Below are 16,159 nucleotides of genomic sequence, written 5' to 3'. Positions count from 1 at the left end.
CGAGCCCGGACGAGGCGAGAGCTACGCTTTGACGCGCCGGAGGCCGCTGCCTCAGGGCGTCGAACAGCTTTGCAGGAGAGGGATCCCAGTGCCGATCACGTTGTCCTCGCGGTCCGTCCGGCGCGCCGCGCTGGCGGGTGCCGCCGCCACCCTGAGTATCGTGCTGACGGCCTGCGGCGCGAACTTCAACGCCCAGACGCTGCAGCCCTACCAGGCCGCCGAGGGCGCCAACGCCGACTCCGGCTCGATCGCGGTCCGCAACGTCCTGGTGATCGCCTCCGAGGACGGCAAGGGCGAGTTGCACGCCGTCATCGTCAACAACGGCTCCGAGGACGACACCCTGGTCGGGATCGCCCAGGCGCCGGCCCAGACCCAGGACGGGCAGGCCGGCGGCGACCAGCCCGGTGAGGTCACGTTCGGCAACGTCAAGGAGCTGGACCTCAAGGCCGGTACGTCGACCCTGCTCCCGCCGGCCGCCGGTGAGGGCACCGAGGCCACGGCGACGCCGACCCCGAGCAGCACCGAGACCCCCGCGGCCCCGGGCGAGCCGATCACCGTGACCGGCGCGAAGCCCGGCCAGATGGTCAACGTGACGATGACCTTCGGCAAGGCCGCCCCGATCACCACCTACATCCCGGTCCTCGCGGAGGACCACTACTCGCCGTCGCCGCGTGCCGACGGCGAGGGCGGCCACGGCTGAGCCTGACCTGACCCGGCCACCGAACAGCCGAACGGGCCGCCCCGGCGCGGGACGGCCCGTTCGTCGTGCCGGCGGGACCTGTGGCCGAGGTCCCGGCGGACGGATGCGGCCCGGTACGACGGATCGGTCGTCGTACCGGGCGGGTTCGCGGGTCAGCCCGCGGACTCGGCGGCCTTGGACAGGCTCGGGATGATCTTGTCCAGCACCCACGGGACGCTCAGCACGCTGACGGCGCTCATCCCGGAGATCACCTGCTGGTCCTCCATCACGTAGGCGCTGCCGCGCTTGACCGCGGCCAGCGAGGAGTAGACCGGGTCGGCCTGGAACTTCTGCGCGCCCAGCCCGTCGACGTACGCGACCACCACGTCGGCGTCCACGTCGGTCACCTTCTCCTTGCTGATGGTGAGCGCGAACTCCTTCTTGGTGTTGGTCTTCTCGAGCGCCTCGACACCCGGCGCGTTCACGAAGCCCATCTCGTTCAGGATCTGCACCCGCGGGTCACCCGGCATGTACACGTAGTTGTCGGCGCCGAACGAGCCGACGGTGATCGTCTTGCCCTTGAACTCCGGGTGCTCGCTCGCGACCTGCTTGATCCGGTCCTGGATGCCGCTGATCAGCTTCTCGGCCTCGGCCTTCTTGCCCAGCGCCTCGCCGACCAGCAGCGTCTGGTCCTGCCAGGTGGTCTGCCACGGGGCGCCCGGGTAGGCGACGGTCGGCGCGATGTCCGACAGCGTCTTGTACGTCGCCGCGTCGAAACCCTCGTACGGCGCCAGGATGACGTCCGGCTTCAGCGCCGCGATCTTCTCGAACGGGAACTTGTCGCCGGTGTCCAGCAACTCGGTCTTCGACGCGTCGAACTTGTCGGCGTCCCACGCGGTCACGCCGGCCGGGGTCGGGCCGTAGGTCACCTTCGGCATCCCGACCGGTGTCTCGCCGAGCGCGTAGACCACGTCCTGGGCGTTCCAGCCGAGTGTGACGATCCGCTCCGGCTTCTTGGTGATGGTGGTCTCGCCGAACGTGTTCTTCAGCGTGACCGGGAACCCGGCAGCCGCCGTACCGGCCGAACTGTCGGCCTGCTTGTCGGCGTCGCTCCCGCACGCGGCCAGCGAAGTGGTCACGACCAATGCAGTAGCGATCGCGGTGACGGCCCGGGTACGGGACCAGGACATGGGACTCTCCTTAGTGACGGCTTGCCTCAACTAAGGAGAGCCTAAGCTAACCCCACGAGCCGTGGCGACTTGTGGGGATGTGACTCAGGACTCGAACTTGTAGCCCAGGCCACGCACCGTGACGAGGTGTTGCGGATTCGACGGGTCCTTCTCCAGCTTGGACCGCAGCCGCTTCACGTGCACGTCCAGGGTCTTGGTGTCGCCCACGTAGTCGGCGCCCCAGATCCGGTCGATCAGCTGCCCGCGGGTCAGCACCCGGCCGGTGTTGCGCAGCAGCATCTCGAGCAGCTCGAACTCCTTCAGCGGGAGCCGGATCTCGGTCCCGGACACCGTCACCACGTGCCGCTCCACGTCCATCCGGACCGGCCCGGCCTCCAGCGTGTCCGGCAGCAGCTCGACGTCCTGGCCGCGCCGCAGCACGGCGCGGACCCGGGCCAGCAGCTCGCGCGGGCTGTACGGCTTGGTGACGTAGTCGTCGGCGCCCAGCTCGAGCCCGACCACCTTGTCCACCTCGGTGTCCTTGGCGCTGACGATGATCACCGGGACGTTGCCCCGGCTACGCAGCGCCCGGCACACCTCGGTGCCGGACAGCCCCGGCAGCATCAGGTCGAGCAGGACGATGTCCGCACCGGCCCGGTCGTACTCGTCCAGCGCATCCGGCCCGGTCTCCGCGACGGCGACCTCGAACCCTTCCTTGCGCAGCACGTACGACAACGCGTCGCTGTAGCTCTCTTCGTCTTCGACGACCAGCACTCGGGTCACGAAGCTGTCTCCTTTGCGATCAGGGGGCCTGCAAGGCAGGCCGCTCACCTGACGGGGTAGGCGTCAGGTTTACGGCCGGCTCCTCCTGGCTGGGGGAACCGGTCTGGCCCGGCGCGGGTTCGAGCCGCAACGGGAGTCTCACAGTGAAGGTGGAGCCCTGGCCCTCGACGCTCCAGACCCGGACATCGCCCCCGTGGATAGAGGCGATGTGCTTGACGATCGAGAGGCCGAGGCCGGTCCCACCGGTCTCACGGCTCCGGGCCCGGTCGACCCGGTAGAACCGTTCGAAGATGCGTTCCAGGTCGCTGCTCGGGATCCCCACGCCCTGGTCGCTGACGGTCACCTCGACCAGGTCGCCGATCGGGTGCGCGGCGACCGCCACCCGGGTGCCGTCGGGGCTGTAGTTGACCGCGTTCTCGACCAGGTTGCCGATCGCCATCGCCAACTGGTCCGCGCTGCCCATCACCTCGAGCTCGGGCTCGGTCTTGACGATGATCTTGATGTCGCGGTCCTCGGCGTCGATCTGGCAGCGGTCCACCGCGCTCTCGATCACCACGTTGATGTCGACCGGGCCGGGGTTCTCCAGCGGGTCGTCGCCCTGCAGCCGGGACAGCTCGATGATCTCCTTCACCAGCCGGCTCAGCCGGGAGGCCTCGACCCGCATCCGGTCCGAGAACCGCTGCACCGCCTCCGGGTCGTCGGACGCCTCGGAGACCGCGTCGGCGAGCAGGATCAGCGCGCCGACCGGGGTCTTCAGCTCGTGGCTGACGTTGACGGTGAAGTCCCGCCGGATCGCGTCCAGCCGGCGCTCCCGGGTCCGGTCCTCGACCAGGACCAGCACCAACTGGCTGCCCAGCGGCGCCACCCGGGCGCTCACGTACTGCGTCGCGCCGAGCCGGCCGCGGACGATCTCCAGGTCCTGCTGGCGGATCTCACCGTCCCGCCGTACCGCCCGGACCATGGTCAGCAGGTCGTCGACGACGAGCCGCTCGCCCCGGACGATGCCGAGTACGTGCGCCGGGGCGCTGGCCTGGAGCACCTGGTCCTCGGGACCCATGACCACCGCGGACGACCGGAGCACGGACAGGACGGTGGCGACGCCGTTCGGGACGATCGGGTCCGGGGACTCCGGAATCTTGCGCTGGGAGCGTTCGCTGAGCATCATCGCACCGAGCGAAAGCAGGGCCAGGGCCGCGCCGATGACGCCGCCCAGCACCGCAGCCAGCGTGGGGTCCACGGCAACGATGCTACGCGGGCAACCAGCAGGGAAAGACCGAATGATCACCGGATGACCGGGGGACGACCTAACTGTTCATCATGCGTTCACCACTCGTCGCCGTCCGGCAACCTCGACGGCATACGGTCACGATGTGGCGGGTACCAGGTGCGTGCCTCCCACTCCGCCCACCGTGGCACCGGACACCACAGATCGGAAACGAACACAATGCGTGACACCTACCACGAGCAGCTCGACGACATCCTCGCCGAGCTGGAGCGGATGACCCGGACGGTGTCCACCGCCGTACGACGCTCGACCGCCGCGCTGCTGGAGGCCGACATCCGCAAGGCCGAAGAGGTCATCGCGGCCGACATCCAGCTGGACGCGGCCGGCGAGGGCGTCGAGGACAAGGTCTTCGAGCTGATGGCCCGGCAGTCCCCGGTCGCCAACGAGCTGCGGATGCTGGTCGCCGCGCTGCGGATGGTCGCCGACCTGGAGCGGATGGGCGACCTGGCCGCGCACGTGTCGAAGATCGCCCGGATGCGCTACCCGGCGCCGGCGATCCCGGACGAGCTGCACACCGTCATCGCGGAGATGGGCTCGGTGGCCGGCAAGATGGTCGACGCCGCCGGCGACGTGATCCAGACCCGCGACGTCGAGGCGGCCGGCCGGCTGGAGGCCACCGACGACCAGATGGACAAGCTGCGCACCAACCAGTTCCGGCTGATGATGGACGACTCCTGGCCGCACGGCGTCGAGGTCGCCGTCGACATCGCCCTGCTCGGCCGCTACTACGAGCGCATCTCCGACCACGCCGTCTCGATGGCCCGCCGCGTCGTCTACCTGGTCACCGGCGAGCTCCCGGTAGCCGTCGGCGGCACCGCCGCCGGCTCCGGCGCCGGCGCCTCCACCCCCAACCCCAACGGCAACTGACCTCCAGCACTAGGCGCCCCCGGCAACCACTGCCGGGGGCGCCTGCTGTTGTGCCTGCAACACCTGGAGAACCGGGCCACCGGGTCGCGATCATCGACCAGCCCGCCCGCGCCAGGTGCCGGACGACGTCCCGGGCGGACCCTCACCACGCCACGGCCGGCGAGCCGCACGAGCAGCCCCACCCGACCGCCCCCGCCCCCAGCAGCTCCGGCGACGGCAAGCCAGTCGCGGCAACCACCCCAGCCAACGGCCGCCACCGCGTCAACCCCAGCCGAAGGCCTCGCCGTGGCAACCACCCCAGCCGAAGGCGTCGCCTCCACCCTCGCTGCTCGCTCTCGCCCCTCGCCCTTCGCCTCTCGCCCTACGAGCGGATACCCGGCTCTTGTGACGGATGTGTCGGCGCGGGTTGAGCGGGCGCACACCGTTGGGTTGTTGTCGGGTTTGTGAGCGTCGAGGGCGGACCGCCGGGCCATCACAATCGGCTGACGTCGGCGGTGCCAGGCAGGGTGCCGGGTCGTAGGTGGTGATTGTGATGGCCTGGCGGTCCGCAGCATCGGGATCCCATTCGCGGGCGGTCCGACTGGCATGGGCCCGGTCCACTCGACCGCCCCGGTGGCGAACTAGGGCACCAACCTGACCCACACATCAGTCAGAAGACCCGGATATCCCCTCAGGTAGTGGGTTCTCTGCTCGCACACGAGGGGAGAACGCCCAACGCCGACAGCTATCCCCTGATGTGAGAGGCGGACTGCGACACCCGAGCCCCGAGCCAGCCAGAGCCCGAGCGCGCCCGAGACCGCGCAGCCGGGGGCCTGGCCGAACGTGATCGGCGCGTGGCCGAACGTGATCGGGGCCTAGCCGCCGTGGTCGAGGGCTGGCCGCCGTGATCGGGGGCTTGCCATTGTGGTCGGGCCTGGCCGACGTGGTCGGGGCCTCGCCAACGGCGTCGGGGCCTCGCCGACGTGGTCGTGGGCTTGAACACGCTATTTCCTGTTCAAGCCCACCAGTCCCCGCCTGCACCCACGACCGCTGGCACAGCACCAACCGGAATCCACCACTGCGCAGGCCGGACAGGATGTCCTCCGGTCTGGCACACGTCCGGGTCGGCCATTTCCCCAACCCAGCGGCTCACATCCACACCGGTCGCAGATGCTCACCGCAGCAAGCGCCAGCTCGTGACCGGCCCGCGCCCCGGCGAAGCCGGCAACAAGACAGCCACGCCGAAGGCGTGCCCTTCCTGCGGAGCCGACCCGATTGCACACCGCCGAAAGCGCCGGTCCGTGATCACCGTCCGCGGCCCGGCGCAGCCGGCGATCAGGCAGCCGCGCCGAAGGCATGTCCGTCCTGCGGAGCCGACCCGATTGCACACCGCCGAAAGCGCCGGTCCGTGATCACCGTCCGCGGCCCGGCGCAGCCGGCGATCAGGCAGCCGCGCCGAAGGCGTCGCCTTCCCGCGAAGCCGACCTGGTTGGTTGCCGCCGCAGGCCCCGGCTCGTGACATCGTCCGCGGCCCGGCGGAGCCGGCAACAGAACAGCCGCGCCGGAGGCGTGTCCTTTTGGGGACACAGCTGGGCTGTGGGTTAGCGGCCTTGGTTTTTTACGGCTTCGATGGCGTCTTTGGCTGCTTGGGGGTCGAGGTACTCGCCGCCGGGGGTTACCGGGTGGAAGTCGTCGTCGAGTTCGTAGTAGAGGGGGATGCCGGTGGGGATGTTGAGGCCGACGATGGTGGCCTCGTCGAGGTTGTCGAGGTGCTTGACCAGGGCGCGCAGCGAGTTGCCGTGGGCGGTGACGAGGACCGTCTTGTTGTCGGCCAGGTCGGGGACGATCGCGTCGTACCAGTAGGGCAGCATCCGCTCGACGACGTCCTTCAGGCACTCGGTCGCGGGCAGCAGCTCCGAGGGGAGGGCGGCGTACCGCGGGTCGCCGGCCTGGTCGTACTCCGAGCCGCGCTCGATCGGCGGCGGCGGGGTGTCGTAGGAGCGGCGGAAGAGCATGAACTGCTCCTCGCCGAGTTCCTCGAGGGTCTGCTTCTTGTCCTTGCCCTGCAGCCCGCCGTAGTGCCGCTCGTTCAGCCGCCAGGAGCGCCGTACGTCGATCCACTGGCGGTCGGCCACCTCGAGGGCGATGTTCGCGGTGCGGATCGCCCGGCGCAGCACCGAGGTGTGCAGTACGTCGGGGAGCAGGCCGCGGTCGCGCAGCAGCTCGCCACCACGCTGGGCCTCCTCGACGCCCTGGGCGTTGAGGTCGACGTCCACCCAACCGGTGAAGAGGTTCTTGGCGTTCCAGTCGCTGTGGCCGTGGCGGAGCAGGATCAGACGATAGGTCATGGCGCCCAGACTACTGGGGCTCCAGCCAGCCCTTGAAAGCGTCCAGATTGCGGGTGGACTCGCCGCGGGAGACCCGCCACTCGTACTCCTTGCGGATCGAGGAGGCGAAGCCGAGCTCGAGGATCGTGTTGAACGACGAGTCGGCGTACTCGAGCACCGCGCCGAGCAGCCGGTCCACCTCCGTCGGGGTGATGGCGTGCAGCGGCACCCGGCCGTCCAGGTGGATGTCGCCGAGGTGGTCGACGGCGAACGCGACGCCGTACATCTTCAGGTTCCGCTCCAGCAGCCAGCGGTAGACGGCCTCGTGGTTCTCGTCCGGACGCCGGGCGACGAACGCGTGCACGTGGACCGACTGCGGCCCGACCGTCAGGGTGACCGTCGTCTTCAGCTTCCGCTCCCCGGGCAGGTCCGCGGTGAACGCGCCGGGCTCGCCCTCGGTGAAGTCGAGCTCGTTCTCCTTCAGGACCTGACGGATCACGTCCGCCGCCGACACTCTCATCCGGCTACCTCCGCGGCCAGTTCGGTCGCCATCGTCTGGGTTGCGACTCGGTATGCGGCGACTGTCTTCTGCGCGGTCAGCTCCCAGCCGAAGCCTTGCGCGTGCTTGACCGCCGCCCGGCCCATGCTCTCGCGGGTGTGCGGATCCGTCGCGATCCGTGTCAGCGCGTCGGCAAAGTCGTCCACCCCGTGCCCGGGCACCAGCAGCCCGGTCTGCCCGTCCACGACCGCGGTGGTCAGCCCGCCGACGGCCGCCGCGACCACCGGCGTCCCGCAGGCCTGCGCCTCCAACGCGACCAACCCAAAGGATTCCGAGTACGACGGAACACACACGACCGACGCGGATCGGTACCAGTCGGCCAGCCCAGATCGCTCCATCGGCTTGACGAACCGGATCACGTCGTCGACCTCCAGCGCCCGCGCCAGCTCGGCGTGCGACTCGGGGTGCTCCATGCCGTTGCCCGACGGCCCGCCGATGATCGCCACCACCAGCCGATCCCGCAGCGACGGGTCCCGCTCGAGCATCCGCGCGGCCGCCCGGATCAGCAGGTCGGGCGCCTTCAGCGGCTGGATCCGCCCGACGAACGCCAGTACGACGGCATCCACGGGCAGCCCGATCGCATGCCGGGCCGCGGCCTGGTCGCCGGGGCTGAACATGTCCAGGTCGACGCCCGGGTTGACCACGCCGACCTTCGACGGCTGGGCGCCGTACAGGGTGATCAGCTCGTTCGCCTCGTCGTCGGTGTTGGCGAGCAGCCGGTCCGCGGCCTCGACGACCTGTTCCTCACCGAGCAGCCGGGCGGGCGGTTCGGGTACGTCGTCGTCCGCGAGGCTGGCGTTCTTCACCTTGGCCATCGTGTGCATGGTGTGGACGAGCGGGACGGCCCAGCGGTCGCGGGCGAGCAGGCCGACCTGGCCGGACAACCAGTAGTGCGAGTGGATCACGTCGTAGTACCCGGGTTCGTGAATCGCTTCCGCCCGCAGGACCGCGCGGGCGAACGTGCACAGCTGGGCGGGCAACTCGTTCTTGGTGAGGCCTTCGTACGGACCGGCGGCGACGTTGCGAACCATCACGCCGGGCATCAGCTCCACTCGCGCGGGCAGGGCCGACGCGGTCGCCCGGGTGAAGACGTCGACCTCGACCCCCAGGTCCGCGAGGCGCTTCGACAGCTCCACCACGTAGACGTTCATCCCACCGGCGTCACCGGTCCCCGGCAGGTCCAGCGGCGACGTGTGCAGGCTGATCATCGCGACCCGCCGGAGAGGACGGTCGGCCGAGGGAAGGCTCACCTGGTCAGAGTAACCCTGCGCGGTCAGTCGGTCTTCCGGGTCGGCAGGGCGAGGGTCTGGCCGGTCTCGAGGGCTGCCGCGATCCGGCGGGACAGGGTCGCGTTCAGGTCCGCGGTCTCCTGGCTGAACTCCTCGATCAGGCCGCTGTGGCCGGCGACCTCGGTGCTGGACAGCAGCTCGACGTACCGGTCGCGGTCCTGCAGGGCCCCTTCCAGCAAGGTCTCCACCCTGAGTACGGCGTCGGCCTCGCGGACCTGGTCGGCGTACCGCTCGAGCTTCGCGACCTTCGTCTCCATCGCGGTCGCGGACAACTCGAGAGCCTCGCGCTGCGGGCGGAGGACCGCTTCGAGTCGGGCGGACTGCAACTGGTCCTCGATGTCGGCCTGCCGGGACCGCAGCGCGGACAACTGCTGGAGGACGCGGCCTATATCCCACAGCTGCTCGGGCAGGACCACGTCGTTCTTGGCTGCGTCGAGCAGGCCGCGCTTGTTCACCTCGGAGTCCTGGATGGTCTCGACCGCGCGCTGGGCCCGCTCCATCAGCGCGGTGGCGTCGCCGTCCCAGTCCTCGGCGAGCAGGTACTGGCCGTGGTGCTTGCGGGCAGCGACCCGGGCCCTGCCCTCGCCTGTCATCGCGGCGACTCCTGCGACCAGCAGCAGTACGCCGAACACGCCGGCGCCGAGGCTCAGCCAGAAGGCCAGGCCGTCGGGGAAGATCGCGTAGACCAGCCAGCGCAGCGCGAACCAGAGGCCGACCTCGATCCCGGCGAACACCACCAGACCGCCGATCGTCTCTCCCGCCGCCTGCCGTCCGACGGCGTCCTGCTTCGGCGCACTGGCCGGCAGCAGCACGCTCGGATGCTCGCTCAGCAAGGACCGGACCGCCGGCGGTACGTCGGGCGCGAAGAGCACCGGACCCGGCGGCGTCTCGTCGTCCGGCTCGGTCGCCATGCGCTCGCCCCCTGTGATCCGCTCCCCAAAGTCCCGACGTTCTACTGTGCGGACTGGTTCCCGCCGATGGCAACCGGGCTGGGAGACTCAGAGGCATGACTTCGAATGCGCGTCCTCTAGCCGTCGTCACCGGAGCGAGCAGCGGGATCGGTGCCGCGTCGGCCCGGCACCTGGCCCGCGAGGGGTTCGAGGTGATCTGCGCGGCCCGCCGGCTGGACCGGATCGAGGCGCTGGCCAAGGAGATCGACGGCCGTGCGGTCCAGTGCGACGTGTCCGTGGCCGCGGACGTCGCCGCCCTCGCCGACGCGGTCGGTGACCGGCTCGCACTGCTGGTGAACAACGCCGGCGGCGCGTTCGGCTTCGAGCCGGTCGCGGAGGCGGACCTGGAGGCCTGGCGGCAGATGTACGAGGTGAACGTGATCGGTGTCGCGGCCGTCACGAAGTCGTTGCTCCCGGCCCTTGTCGCCGGCCGCGGCACGATCATCGTGATGGGCTCGACGGCCGGCCAGGTCGCCTACGAGGGCGGCGGTGGTTACGTGGCCGCCAAGCATGCGGCCAAGGCGATCGTCGACACTCTCCGGCTGGAGCTGTACGACCAGCCGGTGCGGGTCTGCGAGATCGCGCCGGGCATGGTGCGCAGCGAGGGGTTCGCGCTGACCCGGTTCGGCGGCGACCAGGACAAAGCCGACGCCGTGTACGCCGGCGTGGCCGAGCCGCTCACCTCCGACGACATCGCCGACATCGTCACCTGGATCGCGACCCGGCCGCCGCACGTGAACATCGACCGGCTCACCGTCCGTCCCCGGGCGCAGGCCGCCCAGCACAAGGTGCACCGCGTTCAGTAGCCACGCACTGCAGTGACCCGGCGGCAGTGGACCAGTACGTCGTACCACTCGGCGATGCTGCCGCCGGTCATCCACGACGACGCCCCGGCCTCCGGGTAGCCGCGGGTCTTCGCCGTCGCGTCGAGCCAGTCCTGTACGGCGCCGTGCGCCGGCCTGCGCAGGTCCAGGCTGAACACGTCGGTCCCGCCCGCTCGGAGCTGGTACTCGAACCAGTCCGGTGCAGCCGGTGGCATGTCGATCGGTCCCATCGGGCCGAGCGTCGTCCCGGTCTCGAAGGTGAAGCCGAGGATGCGGTACCGGTCGCCGTACCAGCGCTTGAGGTAGGAGCCGGCGCTCGGGAAGACAGTGTCCGGGTACGGCGGCGCCGTGATGCGCAGACCGGGTGCGTTGGCGGTGTGCGCGCTCGCTGCCCAGTAGACGACCTTGTCGCCGGTGGAGCGGCGCACCCACCGGACATTCTCCGCGGCGCGGGCGTCGCGGTAGGCCGGGATCTCGGCCTCCGGCAGGCTGAACGCCTCGTAGAACGAGACGATCTGCCGCGCGTGATGGACGATCTCATCGTCCGGCAGGTCGCGGACCAGCTCGTAGACGGCCTTCGCCTTGCTGATGTACGGCGCCTTGTCGTCGACCTCCTTCCAGTACCACTGGACGTACTTGCCCATGTCCGTGGTGTTCGGGCGGATCGGCCTCAGACTGCGACGCAATTCGGCCAGGCGGTCGGGTGCGTGACGGGCGACGTACTTGTCGATGGCGTCGTACGCCAGCGGCCGGGTCGCGTAGTACTCGACGCCGGCGAAGTAGACCTTGTCGCGATGCCTGGCGTTGTAGGCGCGCACGTACTCGAGCACGTCGGCGAGTTCCTGCGAGCGCCAGGCCGGACTCATCTGGCCGATCAGCGCCTTCAGGTCACCCCGACCGGTCCGCACGTACTCGTTCACCTGGGTGCACAGCGACCAGTCCTCCTCGAACGCAATCGCCCGGAAGCCCATCCGCTCGACGAGGTGCCGCAGGACGCGGTGCTTCAGCCGGGTGATCTCCGCCGTACTGTGCACGGCCTCGCCCAGCCCGACGATCTGCGCGCCACCGATGGACCGCCGCAGCTGCGTCAGGTCACCCAGCGGCACCGCATTCCGCCGGATCCATTCGGCTACCGACTCGTCCACCCGGCCGGCATATCCGGGCGACGCCACGCCACCAGCGACAGCCACGCCGGCCAGCGAGCCGGCCAACAGTGTTCTTCGGGAAACCCCACTCTTTTCCATACCTCACAACCCTGGCGTCGAGTGGCGGCCCGAACATCCCACAGCGGGCGGCTCTGCTCGTACGCCGTACGTCGTACTACTTGGCGCGGAGGCGGTGGACCGGAGGCGAGCTGATCGGGAGTGGGGCGGCCGGCTCGGGGAGGGCGTAGCCGGCGTAGAGGCGGCGGCGGACGTCCTCGAGGGGAAAGCTGTGCGAGTAGATCGCGAGCTTGACGGTGACGCCCTCCAAGGTTGCCCGGAGCAACATTTCCTCGACGGCCGGGTCGGCGGCGCCGCGGGCCACGAAGATCGAGCGGATCGCGTCCTCCACCTGGCACAGGCGGGCGTTCTTCTCGGCCTCCACCTGGGCGAAGACGTCGTGTGTGGTGGGCTGCATCATCAACGTGATGGCCAGGCGCTGGATCGGCAGCGTGGTGGCGGCCGCCATCAGGGCCCCGTCGATGATCGCGGCCAGGCGTTCGTCCGGGGTGCCCTCGATGCCGGTGATCGCGGTGATGCCGTCCAGCCAGCGGTCCAGGAGCTCGGCGGCGAGCCGGTCCTTGGACGCGAAGTAGTAGGCGACGAGTCCCCGGGACACGCCCGCCCGGCTGGTGATCTCGGAGATGGACGCGGCCTCGTACCCGCGCTCGGCGAAGACCTCGAGCGCGGCGGCGAGGATGCGTTCGCGCGAGCGTTCCCGCATCTCCTGGTTCACGGTGGCCGAGCGCGGCACGGTTCCTTCCACGTTGCTGGTCTGGGCCCTGGAGGTCCGAGCAACCCCCCACTCATGCTCGGCCCTCCGGGGCCTGACCCCCCGTGGTTGCGGACCCCTCCCCAGGCGTCCCGTCTATAGACTGGACGTCCAGTCAACCAATGTCAAAGGGTTGCCCGATTCGTGAACACAGTCCGTCACCGGTAGGATGAAGGGGCTGCGCCCTGTGTCGAGTGGCACGTGAAACAGCCGTAGCCACCGCCTGAAAACCCTCTGACTACTTGGAGCGCTTCCCCATGCCTGTCCGTAACGACCTGCGCAACGTGGCGATCGTCGCCCACGTCGACCACGGGAAGACCACCCTGGTGGACGCGATGCTGTGGCAGTCCGGCGCCTTCGGGGCCCACCAGCACGTGGACGAGCGGGCGATGGACTCCGGCGACCTGGAACGTGAGAAGGGCATCACGATCCTGGCCAAGAACACCGCCGTACGGCACAAGATGGCCAGCGGCGAGCAGGTCACCATCAACATCATCGACACCCCCGGTCACGCCGACTTCGGCGGCGAGGTCGAGCGCGGCCTGTCGATGGTGGACGCGATCGTGCTGCTGGTGGACGCCTCCGAGGGCCCGCTGCCGCAGACCCGGTTCGTGCTGCGCAAGGCGCTGGCCCGGAAGATGCCGGTGATCCTGGTGGTCAACAAGGTGGACCGGCCGGACGCCCGGATCTCCGAGGTCGTCGACGAGACCTACGAGCTGTTCCTCGACCTGCTCGACCACGACGCCGACCAGAGCGCGCTGGACTTCCCGGTCGTGTACGCCTCCGCCCGGGCCGGCCGCGCCTCGCTGACCCAGCCCGCCGACGGCGGCCTGCCGGACTCCGAGGACCTCGAGCCGCTGTTCGAGACGATCCTGGCCAACGTGCCGGCTCCGACGTACGTCGAGGACGCGCCGCTGCAGGCGCACGTCACCAACCTGGACGCGTCGCCGTTCCTCGGCCGGCTCGCGCTGGTCCGGGTGCACGAAGGCACGCTGAAGAAGGGCGCGCAGGTCGCGTGGTGCAAGCACGACGGCAGCGTCGAGCGGGTGAAGATCACCGAGCTGCTGGTCACCGAGGCCCTCGAGCGGGTGCCCGGCGACTCCGCCGGACCCGGTGACATCGTCGCGATCGCGGGTATCCCGGAGATCATGATCGGCGACACCCTCGCCGACCCGGAGGACCCGAAGCCGCTGCCGCTGATCACCGTGGACGAGCCGGCCATCTCGATGACGATCGGCACCAACACCTCGCCGCTGGCCGGCCGGGTCAAGGGCACCAAGGTCACCGCCCGGCTGGTCAAGGACCGGCTGGACAAGGAGCTCGTCGGCAACGTGTCGATCCGGGTGCTGCCGACCGAGCGGCCGGACGCCTGGGAGGTGCAGGGCCGTGGTGAGCTGGCGCTGGCCATCCTGGTCGAGCAGATGCGCCGCGAGGGCTACGAGCTGACCGTCGGCAAGCCGCAGGTGGTCACCCGCGAGATCGACGGCAAGCGGCACGAGCCGGTCGAGCGGCTGACGATCGACTGCCCGGAGGAGTACCTCGGCACGGTCACCCAGCTGCTCGCGGTCCGCAAGGGCCGGATGGAGCAGATGACCAATCACGGCACCGGCTGGGTCCGGATGGAGTTCCTGGTGCCGGCCCGCGGGCTGATCGGGTTCCGGACCGAGTTCCTCACCGACACGCGTGGGACCGGGATCGCGCACCACGTGTTCGAGGGGTACGAGCCGTGGTTCGGCGAGCTGCGGACCCGGCCGAGCGGGTCGCTGGTGGCGGACCGCGCCGGCGCGGCGACGTCGTACGCGATGATCAACCTGCAGGAGCGCGGCACGCTGTTCGTCGAGCCGACCACCGAGGTGTACGAGGGCATGATCGTCGGCGAGAACTCGCGCTCGGACGACATGGACGTGAACATCACCAAGGAAAAGAAGATGACCAACGTCCGGTCGTCGACGGCGGACGAGTTCGAGAAGCTGGTGCCGGCCCGGAAGCTGTCGCTCGAACAGTCCCTGGAGTTCTGCCGCGAAGACGAGTGCGTCGAGGTCACCCCCGAGGCCATCCGTATGCGCAAGGTAGCCCTCAACCAGGTAGACCGCGCCAAACTGGGCCGCAAGAACAAGGCCTGATCACGCCCTTGGGCGCAGACCGACAGGACGTATACGCCCATTGCGGCCACGTTCTGCGGTCACCTGAGCGTGCGTCACGCCGTCCGTAGCCGACACCTCCTGTCGATCTGCCCCGGCGCCTCGGGAACTACAGCGGTGTGATACACCATTGGTCGGTCGGGGGCGGGGGAAGTTGTTCCGGATCGTTACCAACCAGGCGTGCGGTGCTGACGTCTGTCATGTGCAAGCAAGACTTCAGTTGGGGGAAGGACAAGAAAACATGGGCATTCTGCGTAAGCTCGGCGCCACCGTCACGGCTGCCGCGTTCGTGGGTGTGGGCGCTCTGACCGCCACCACGACGGCCGAGGCGGCCACGGTGGCGCCGAAGGTTGCGCCCCAGGTCGTGGTCGCGCCGCAGGCGGCGACGGCGGCGGCCGGTTCGACCGCGGTCGTCCCGGGGAAGCTTCGGATCGACAAGCGGTGCATGACCCGAGGCCGGGTGCTGTGCCTGAACAAGCGCACCCGCAAACTGGTGTACCTGGTGAACGGCAAGCCGATCCAGATCGCCGACGCACGGTTCGGCGGTCGCAAGACCCCGACCCGCAACGGCGTGTTCAAGGTCTACCGCAAGTCGAAGAACCACGTGTCGTCGCTGTACAAGTCGCCGATGCCGTACGCGATGTTCTTCAGCGGCGGCCAGGCGGTCCACTACTCGTCGGACTTCAAGGCCCGCGGGTACAACGGCGCCTCGCACGGCTGCGCGAACATCCGGGACAAGAGGAAGATCGCCTGGATCTTCGCCCGGGTGAAGATCGGCGACAAGGTCGTCGTCTACAGCGCCTGATCTGCAGTCACAGCGGCCGGGGAGTCACTCCCCGGCCGCTGTCGCGTTCCGGAACGCCTTGTACAGCCGGGGTTCCACGAGACAGAAGGTGGCCGTCACGACGTCGGTCGCCGTACGACGCAGCGTCTGTACGGCGATGTCCGCCGCGGACTGCGCCGGCCAGCCGTAGATCCCGGCCGACACCGCCGGCAGCGCCAGCGTCTTCACACCCAACTCGTCCGCGATCCGCAAAGCGTTGCGATAGCAGGACTCGAGCAGCGCCGGATCCCGTTGCCCTGCGGTGTAGTTGGGCCCGACCACATGGATCACGTACGACGCCGGCAGCGCACCCGCAGTCGTCCACGCGGCCTCACCAGTCGCGGCACCGTCCGGATAGCGCTCGATCAACTCGGACAGGATCTCCGGCCCGCCGGCTCGATGGATCGCGCCATCGACCCCACCGCCGCCGCGCAGGGCGTGATGCGCCGCGTTGACGATCGCATCCGCGGGGACCGTGGTGATGTCCGCAGTACTGAGAACGATGTCCAT

Annotated in this window: 15 protein-coding genes; 5 read left to right on the top strand and 10 right to left on the bottom strand. The window is 69.6% G+C overall.

From position 1 onward, the window contains the following. Positions 1–88 precede the first annotated feature (88 nt). Complete coding sequence (locus tag ACIBGM_RS16135; protein WP_396385973.1) at positions 89–700, top strand: hypothetical protein; 612 nt, start codon at positions 89–91, stop codon at positions 698–700. A gap of 152 nt (positions 701–852) precedes the next feature. Here the strand turns inward: ACIBGM_RS16135 and ACIBGM_RS16130 are convergent, their stop codons facing one another. The 3 genes from ACIBGM_RS16130 to ACIBGM_RS16120 form a co-directional block, all read right to left on the bottom strand. Beyond that, a complete protein-coding gene (locus ACIBGM_RS16130) occupies positions 853–1,869 on the bottom strand; it encodes an iron-siderophore ABC transporter substrate-binding protein (protein WP_360516383.1) in 1,017 nt (338 codons plus the stop codon). Between the two features lie 84 nt (positions 1,870–1,953). After that, positions 1,954–2,631, bottom strand: coding sequence for a response regulator transcription factor (locus ACIBGM_RS16125; protein ID WP_133787236.1), 678 nt, complete (start codon positions 2,629–2,631; stop codon positions 1,954–1,956). 19 nt (positions 2,632–2,650) lie between these two features. Then, positions 2,651–3,868: an ATP-binding protein gene (locus ACIBGM_RS16120; RefSeq protein ID WP_360516380.1), complete on the bottom strand. Its 1,218-nt coding sequence runs from the start codon at positions 3,866–3,868 to the stop codon at positions 2,651–2,653. A gap of 207 nt (positions 3,869–4,075) precedes the next feature. On the opposite strand from ACIBGM_RS16120, the gene phoU reads away from it, so the two are divergent. Then, positions 4,076–4,783: a phosphate signaling complex protein PhoU gene (gene phoU / locus ACIBGM_RS16115; protein WP_360516377.1), complete on the top strand. Its 708-nt coding sequence runs from the start codon at positions 4,076–4,078 to the stop codon at positions 4,781–4,783. Between the two features lie 1,580 nt (positions 4,784–6,363). Here the strand turns inward: phoU and ACIBGM_RS16110 are convergent. The 4 genes from ACIBGM_RS16110 to ACIBGM_RS16095 all read right to left on the bottom strand — a co-directional run bounded on the left by ACIBGM_RS16110 (position 6,364) and on the right by ACIBGM_RS16095 (position 9,848). Next, positions 6,364–7,110 (bottom strand): phosphoglyceromutase, encoded by a 747-nt coding sequence (locus tag ACIBGM_RS16110; RefSeq protein ID WP_360516374.1) that lies wholly within the window; start codon positions 7,108–7,110, stop codon positions 6,364–6,366. A gap of 10 nt (positions 7,111–7,120) precedes the next feature. Further along, a complete protein-coding gene (locus tag ACIBGM_RS16105; protein ID WP_360516371.1) occupies positions 7,121–7,609 on the bottom strand; it encodes a YbjN domain-containing protein in 489 nt (162 codons plus the stop codon). Then, on the bottom strand, positions 7,606–8,856 hold the full coding sequence (gene mshA / locus ACIBGM_RS16100; RefSeq protein ID WP_396386215.1) for a D-inositol-3-phosphate glycosyltransferase: 1,251 nt from the start codon (positions 8,854–8,856) through the stop codon (positions 7,606–7,608). Before mshA ends, ACIBGM_RS16105 begins: the two co-directional genes overlap by 4 nt. Before the next feature lie 65 nt (positions 8,857–8,921). After that, on the bottom strand, positions 8,922–9,848 hold the full coding sequence (locus tag ACIBGM_RS16095; protein ID WP_396385972.1) for a hypothetical protein: 927 nt from the start codon (positions 9,846–9,848) through the stop codon (positions 8,922–8,924). 95 nt (positions 9,849–9,943) lie between these two features. On the opposite strand from ACIBGM_RS16095, the gene ACIBGM_RS16090 reads away from it, so the two are divergent. Further along, the gene (locus tag ACIBGM_RS16090) at positions 9,944–10,693 is read left to right on the top strand and encodes an SDR family NAD(P)-dependent oxidoreductase (protein ID WP_396385971.1); all 750 of its coding nucleotides are present in this window, start codon (positions 9,944–9,946) and stop codon (positions 10,691–10,693) included. On the opposite strand, the gene ACIBGM_RS16085 is transcribed toward ACIBGM_RS16090, so the two are convergent. Together ACIBGM_RS16085 and ACIBGM_RS16080 are read right to left on the bottom strand one after the other, a co-directional pair. Beyond that, positions 10,687–11,955, bottom strand: coding sequence for an erythromycin esterase family protein (locus ACIBGM_RS16085; RefSeq protein WP_396385969.1), 1,269 nt, complete (start codon positions 11,953–11,955; stop codon positions 10,687–10,689). The genes ACIBGM_RS16090 and ACIBGM_RS16085 overlap by 7 nt on opposite strands. A 76-nt stretch (positions 11,956–12,031) precedes the next feature. Next, positions 12,032–12,679 carry a TetR/AcrR family transcriptional regulator gene (locus ACIBGM_RS16080; RefSeq protein WP_396385968.1) on the bottom strand — a complete coding sequence of 216 codons (648 nt, stop codon included), beginning with the start codon at positions 12,677–12,679 and terminating at the stop codon, positions 12,032–12,034. Positions 12,680–12,942: 263 nt separating this feature from the next. Between ACIBGM_RS16080 and typA the strand changes: the two genes are divergently transcribed. Together typA and ACIBGM_RS16070 are read left to right on the top strand one after the other, a co-directional pair. Next, entirely contained in the window at positions 12,943–14,808 is a 1,866-nt protein-coding gene (gene typA / locus ACIBGM_RS16075; protein WP_396385967.1) for a translational GTPase TypA, read from the top strand. Between the two features lie 259 nt (positions 14,809–15,067). Further along, a complete protein-coding gene (locus tag ACIBGM_RS16070) occupies positions 15,068–15,631 on the top strand; it encodes a L,D-transpeptidase (protein ID WP_360516353.1) in 564 nt (187 codons plus the stop codon). 24 nt (positions 15,632–15,655) lie between these two features. Here ACIBGM_RS16070 and ACIBGM_RS16065 read toward each other — a convergent pair whose 3' ends face one another. After that, on the bottom strand, positions 15,656–16,159 hold the full coding sequence (locus ACIBGM_RS16065) for an O-acetyl-ADP-ribose deacetylase (protein WP_360516349.1): 504 nt from the start codon (positions 16,157–16,159) through the stop codon (positions 15,656–15,658).

Source organism: Kribbella sp. NPDC050470 (assembly GCF_044458365.1).
Taxonomy (GTDB): domain Bacteria; phylum Actinomycetota; class Actinomycetes; order Propionibacteriales; family Kribbellaceae; genus Kribbella.
Note: the sequence above shows the minus strand (reverse complement) of the source record. Positions and strands in the feature narration are given on the sequence as shown.

Bases quoted from the DNA above. Each gene is read 5' to 3' on its own strand.
- typA (WP_396385967.1), top strand. From the start codon at position 12,943: ATGCCTGTCCGTAACGACCTGCGCAACGTGGCGATCGTCGCCCACGTC.
- ACIBGM_RS16090 (WP_396385971.1), top strand. From the start codon at position 9,944: ATGACTTCGAATGCGCGTCCTCTAGCCGTCGTCACCGGAGCGAGCAGC.
- ACIBGM_RS16070 (WP_360516353.1), top strand. From the start codon at position 15,068: ATGGGCATTCTGCGTAAGCTCGGCGCCACCGTCACGGCTGCCGCGTTC.
- phoU (WP_360516377.1), top strand. From the start codon at position 4,076: ATGCGTGACACCTACCACGAGCAGCTCGACGACATCCTCGCCGAGCTG.
- ACIBGM_RS16065 (WP_360516349.1), bottom strand. From the start codon at position 16,159: ATGGACATCGTTCTCAGTACTGCGGACATCACCACGGTCCCCGCGGAT.
- mshA (WP_396386215.1), bottom strand. From the start codon at position 8,856: ATGATCAGCCTGCACACGTCGCCGCTGGACCTGCCGGGGACCGGTGAC.
- ACIBGM_RS16130 (WP_360516383.1), bottom strand. From the start codon at position 1,869: ATGTCCTGGTCCCGTACCCGGGCCGTCACCGCGATCGCTACTGCATTG.
- ACIBGM_RS16105 (WP_360516371.1), bottom strand. From the start codon at position 7,609: ATGAGAGTGTCGGCGGCGGACGTGATCCGTCAGGTCCTGAAGGAGAAC.
- ACIBGM_RS16110 (WP_360516374.1), bottom strand. From the start codon at position 7,110: ATGACCTATCGTCTGATCCTGCTCCGCCACGGCCACAGCGACTGGAAC.
- ACIBGM_RS16095 (WP_396385972.1), bottom strand. From the start codon at position 9,848: ATGGCGACCGAGCCGGACGACGAGACGCCGCCGGGTCCGGTGCTCTTC.
- ACIBGM_RS16085 (WP_396385969.1), bottom strand. From the start codon at position 11,955: ATGGAAAAGAGTGGGGTTTCCCGAAGAACACTGTTGGCCGGCTCGCTG.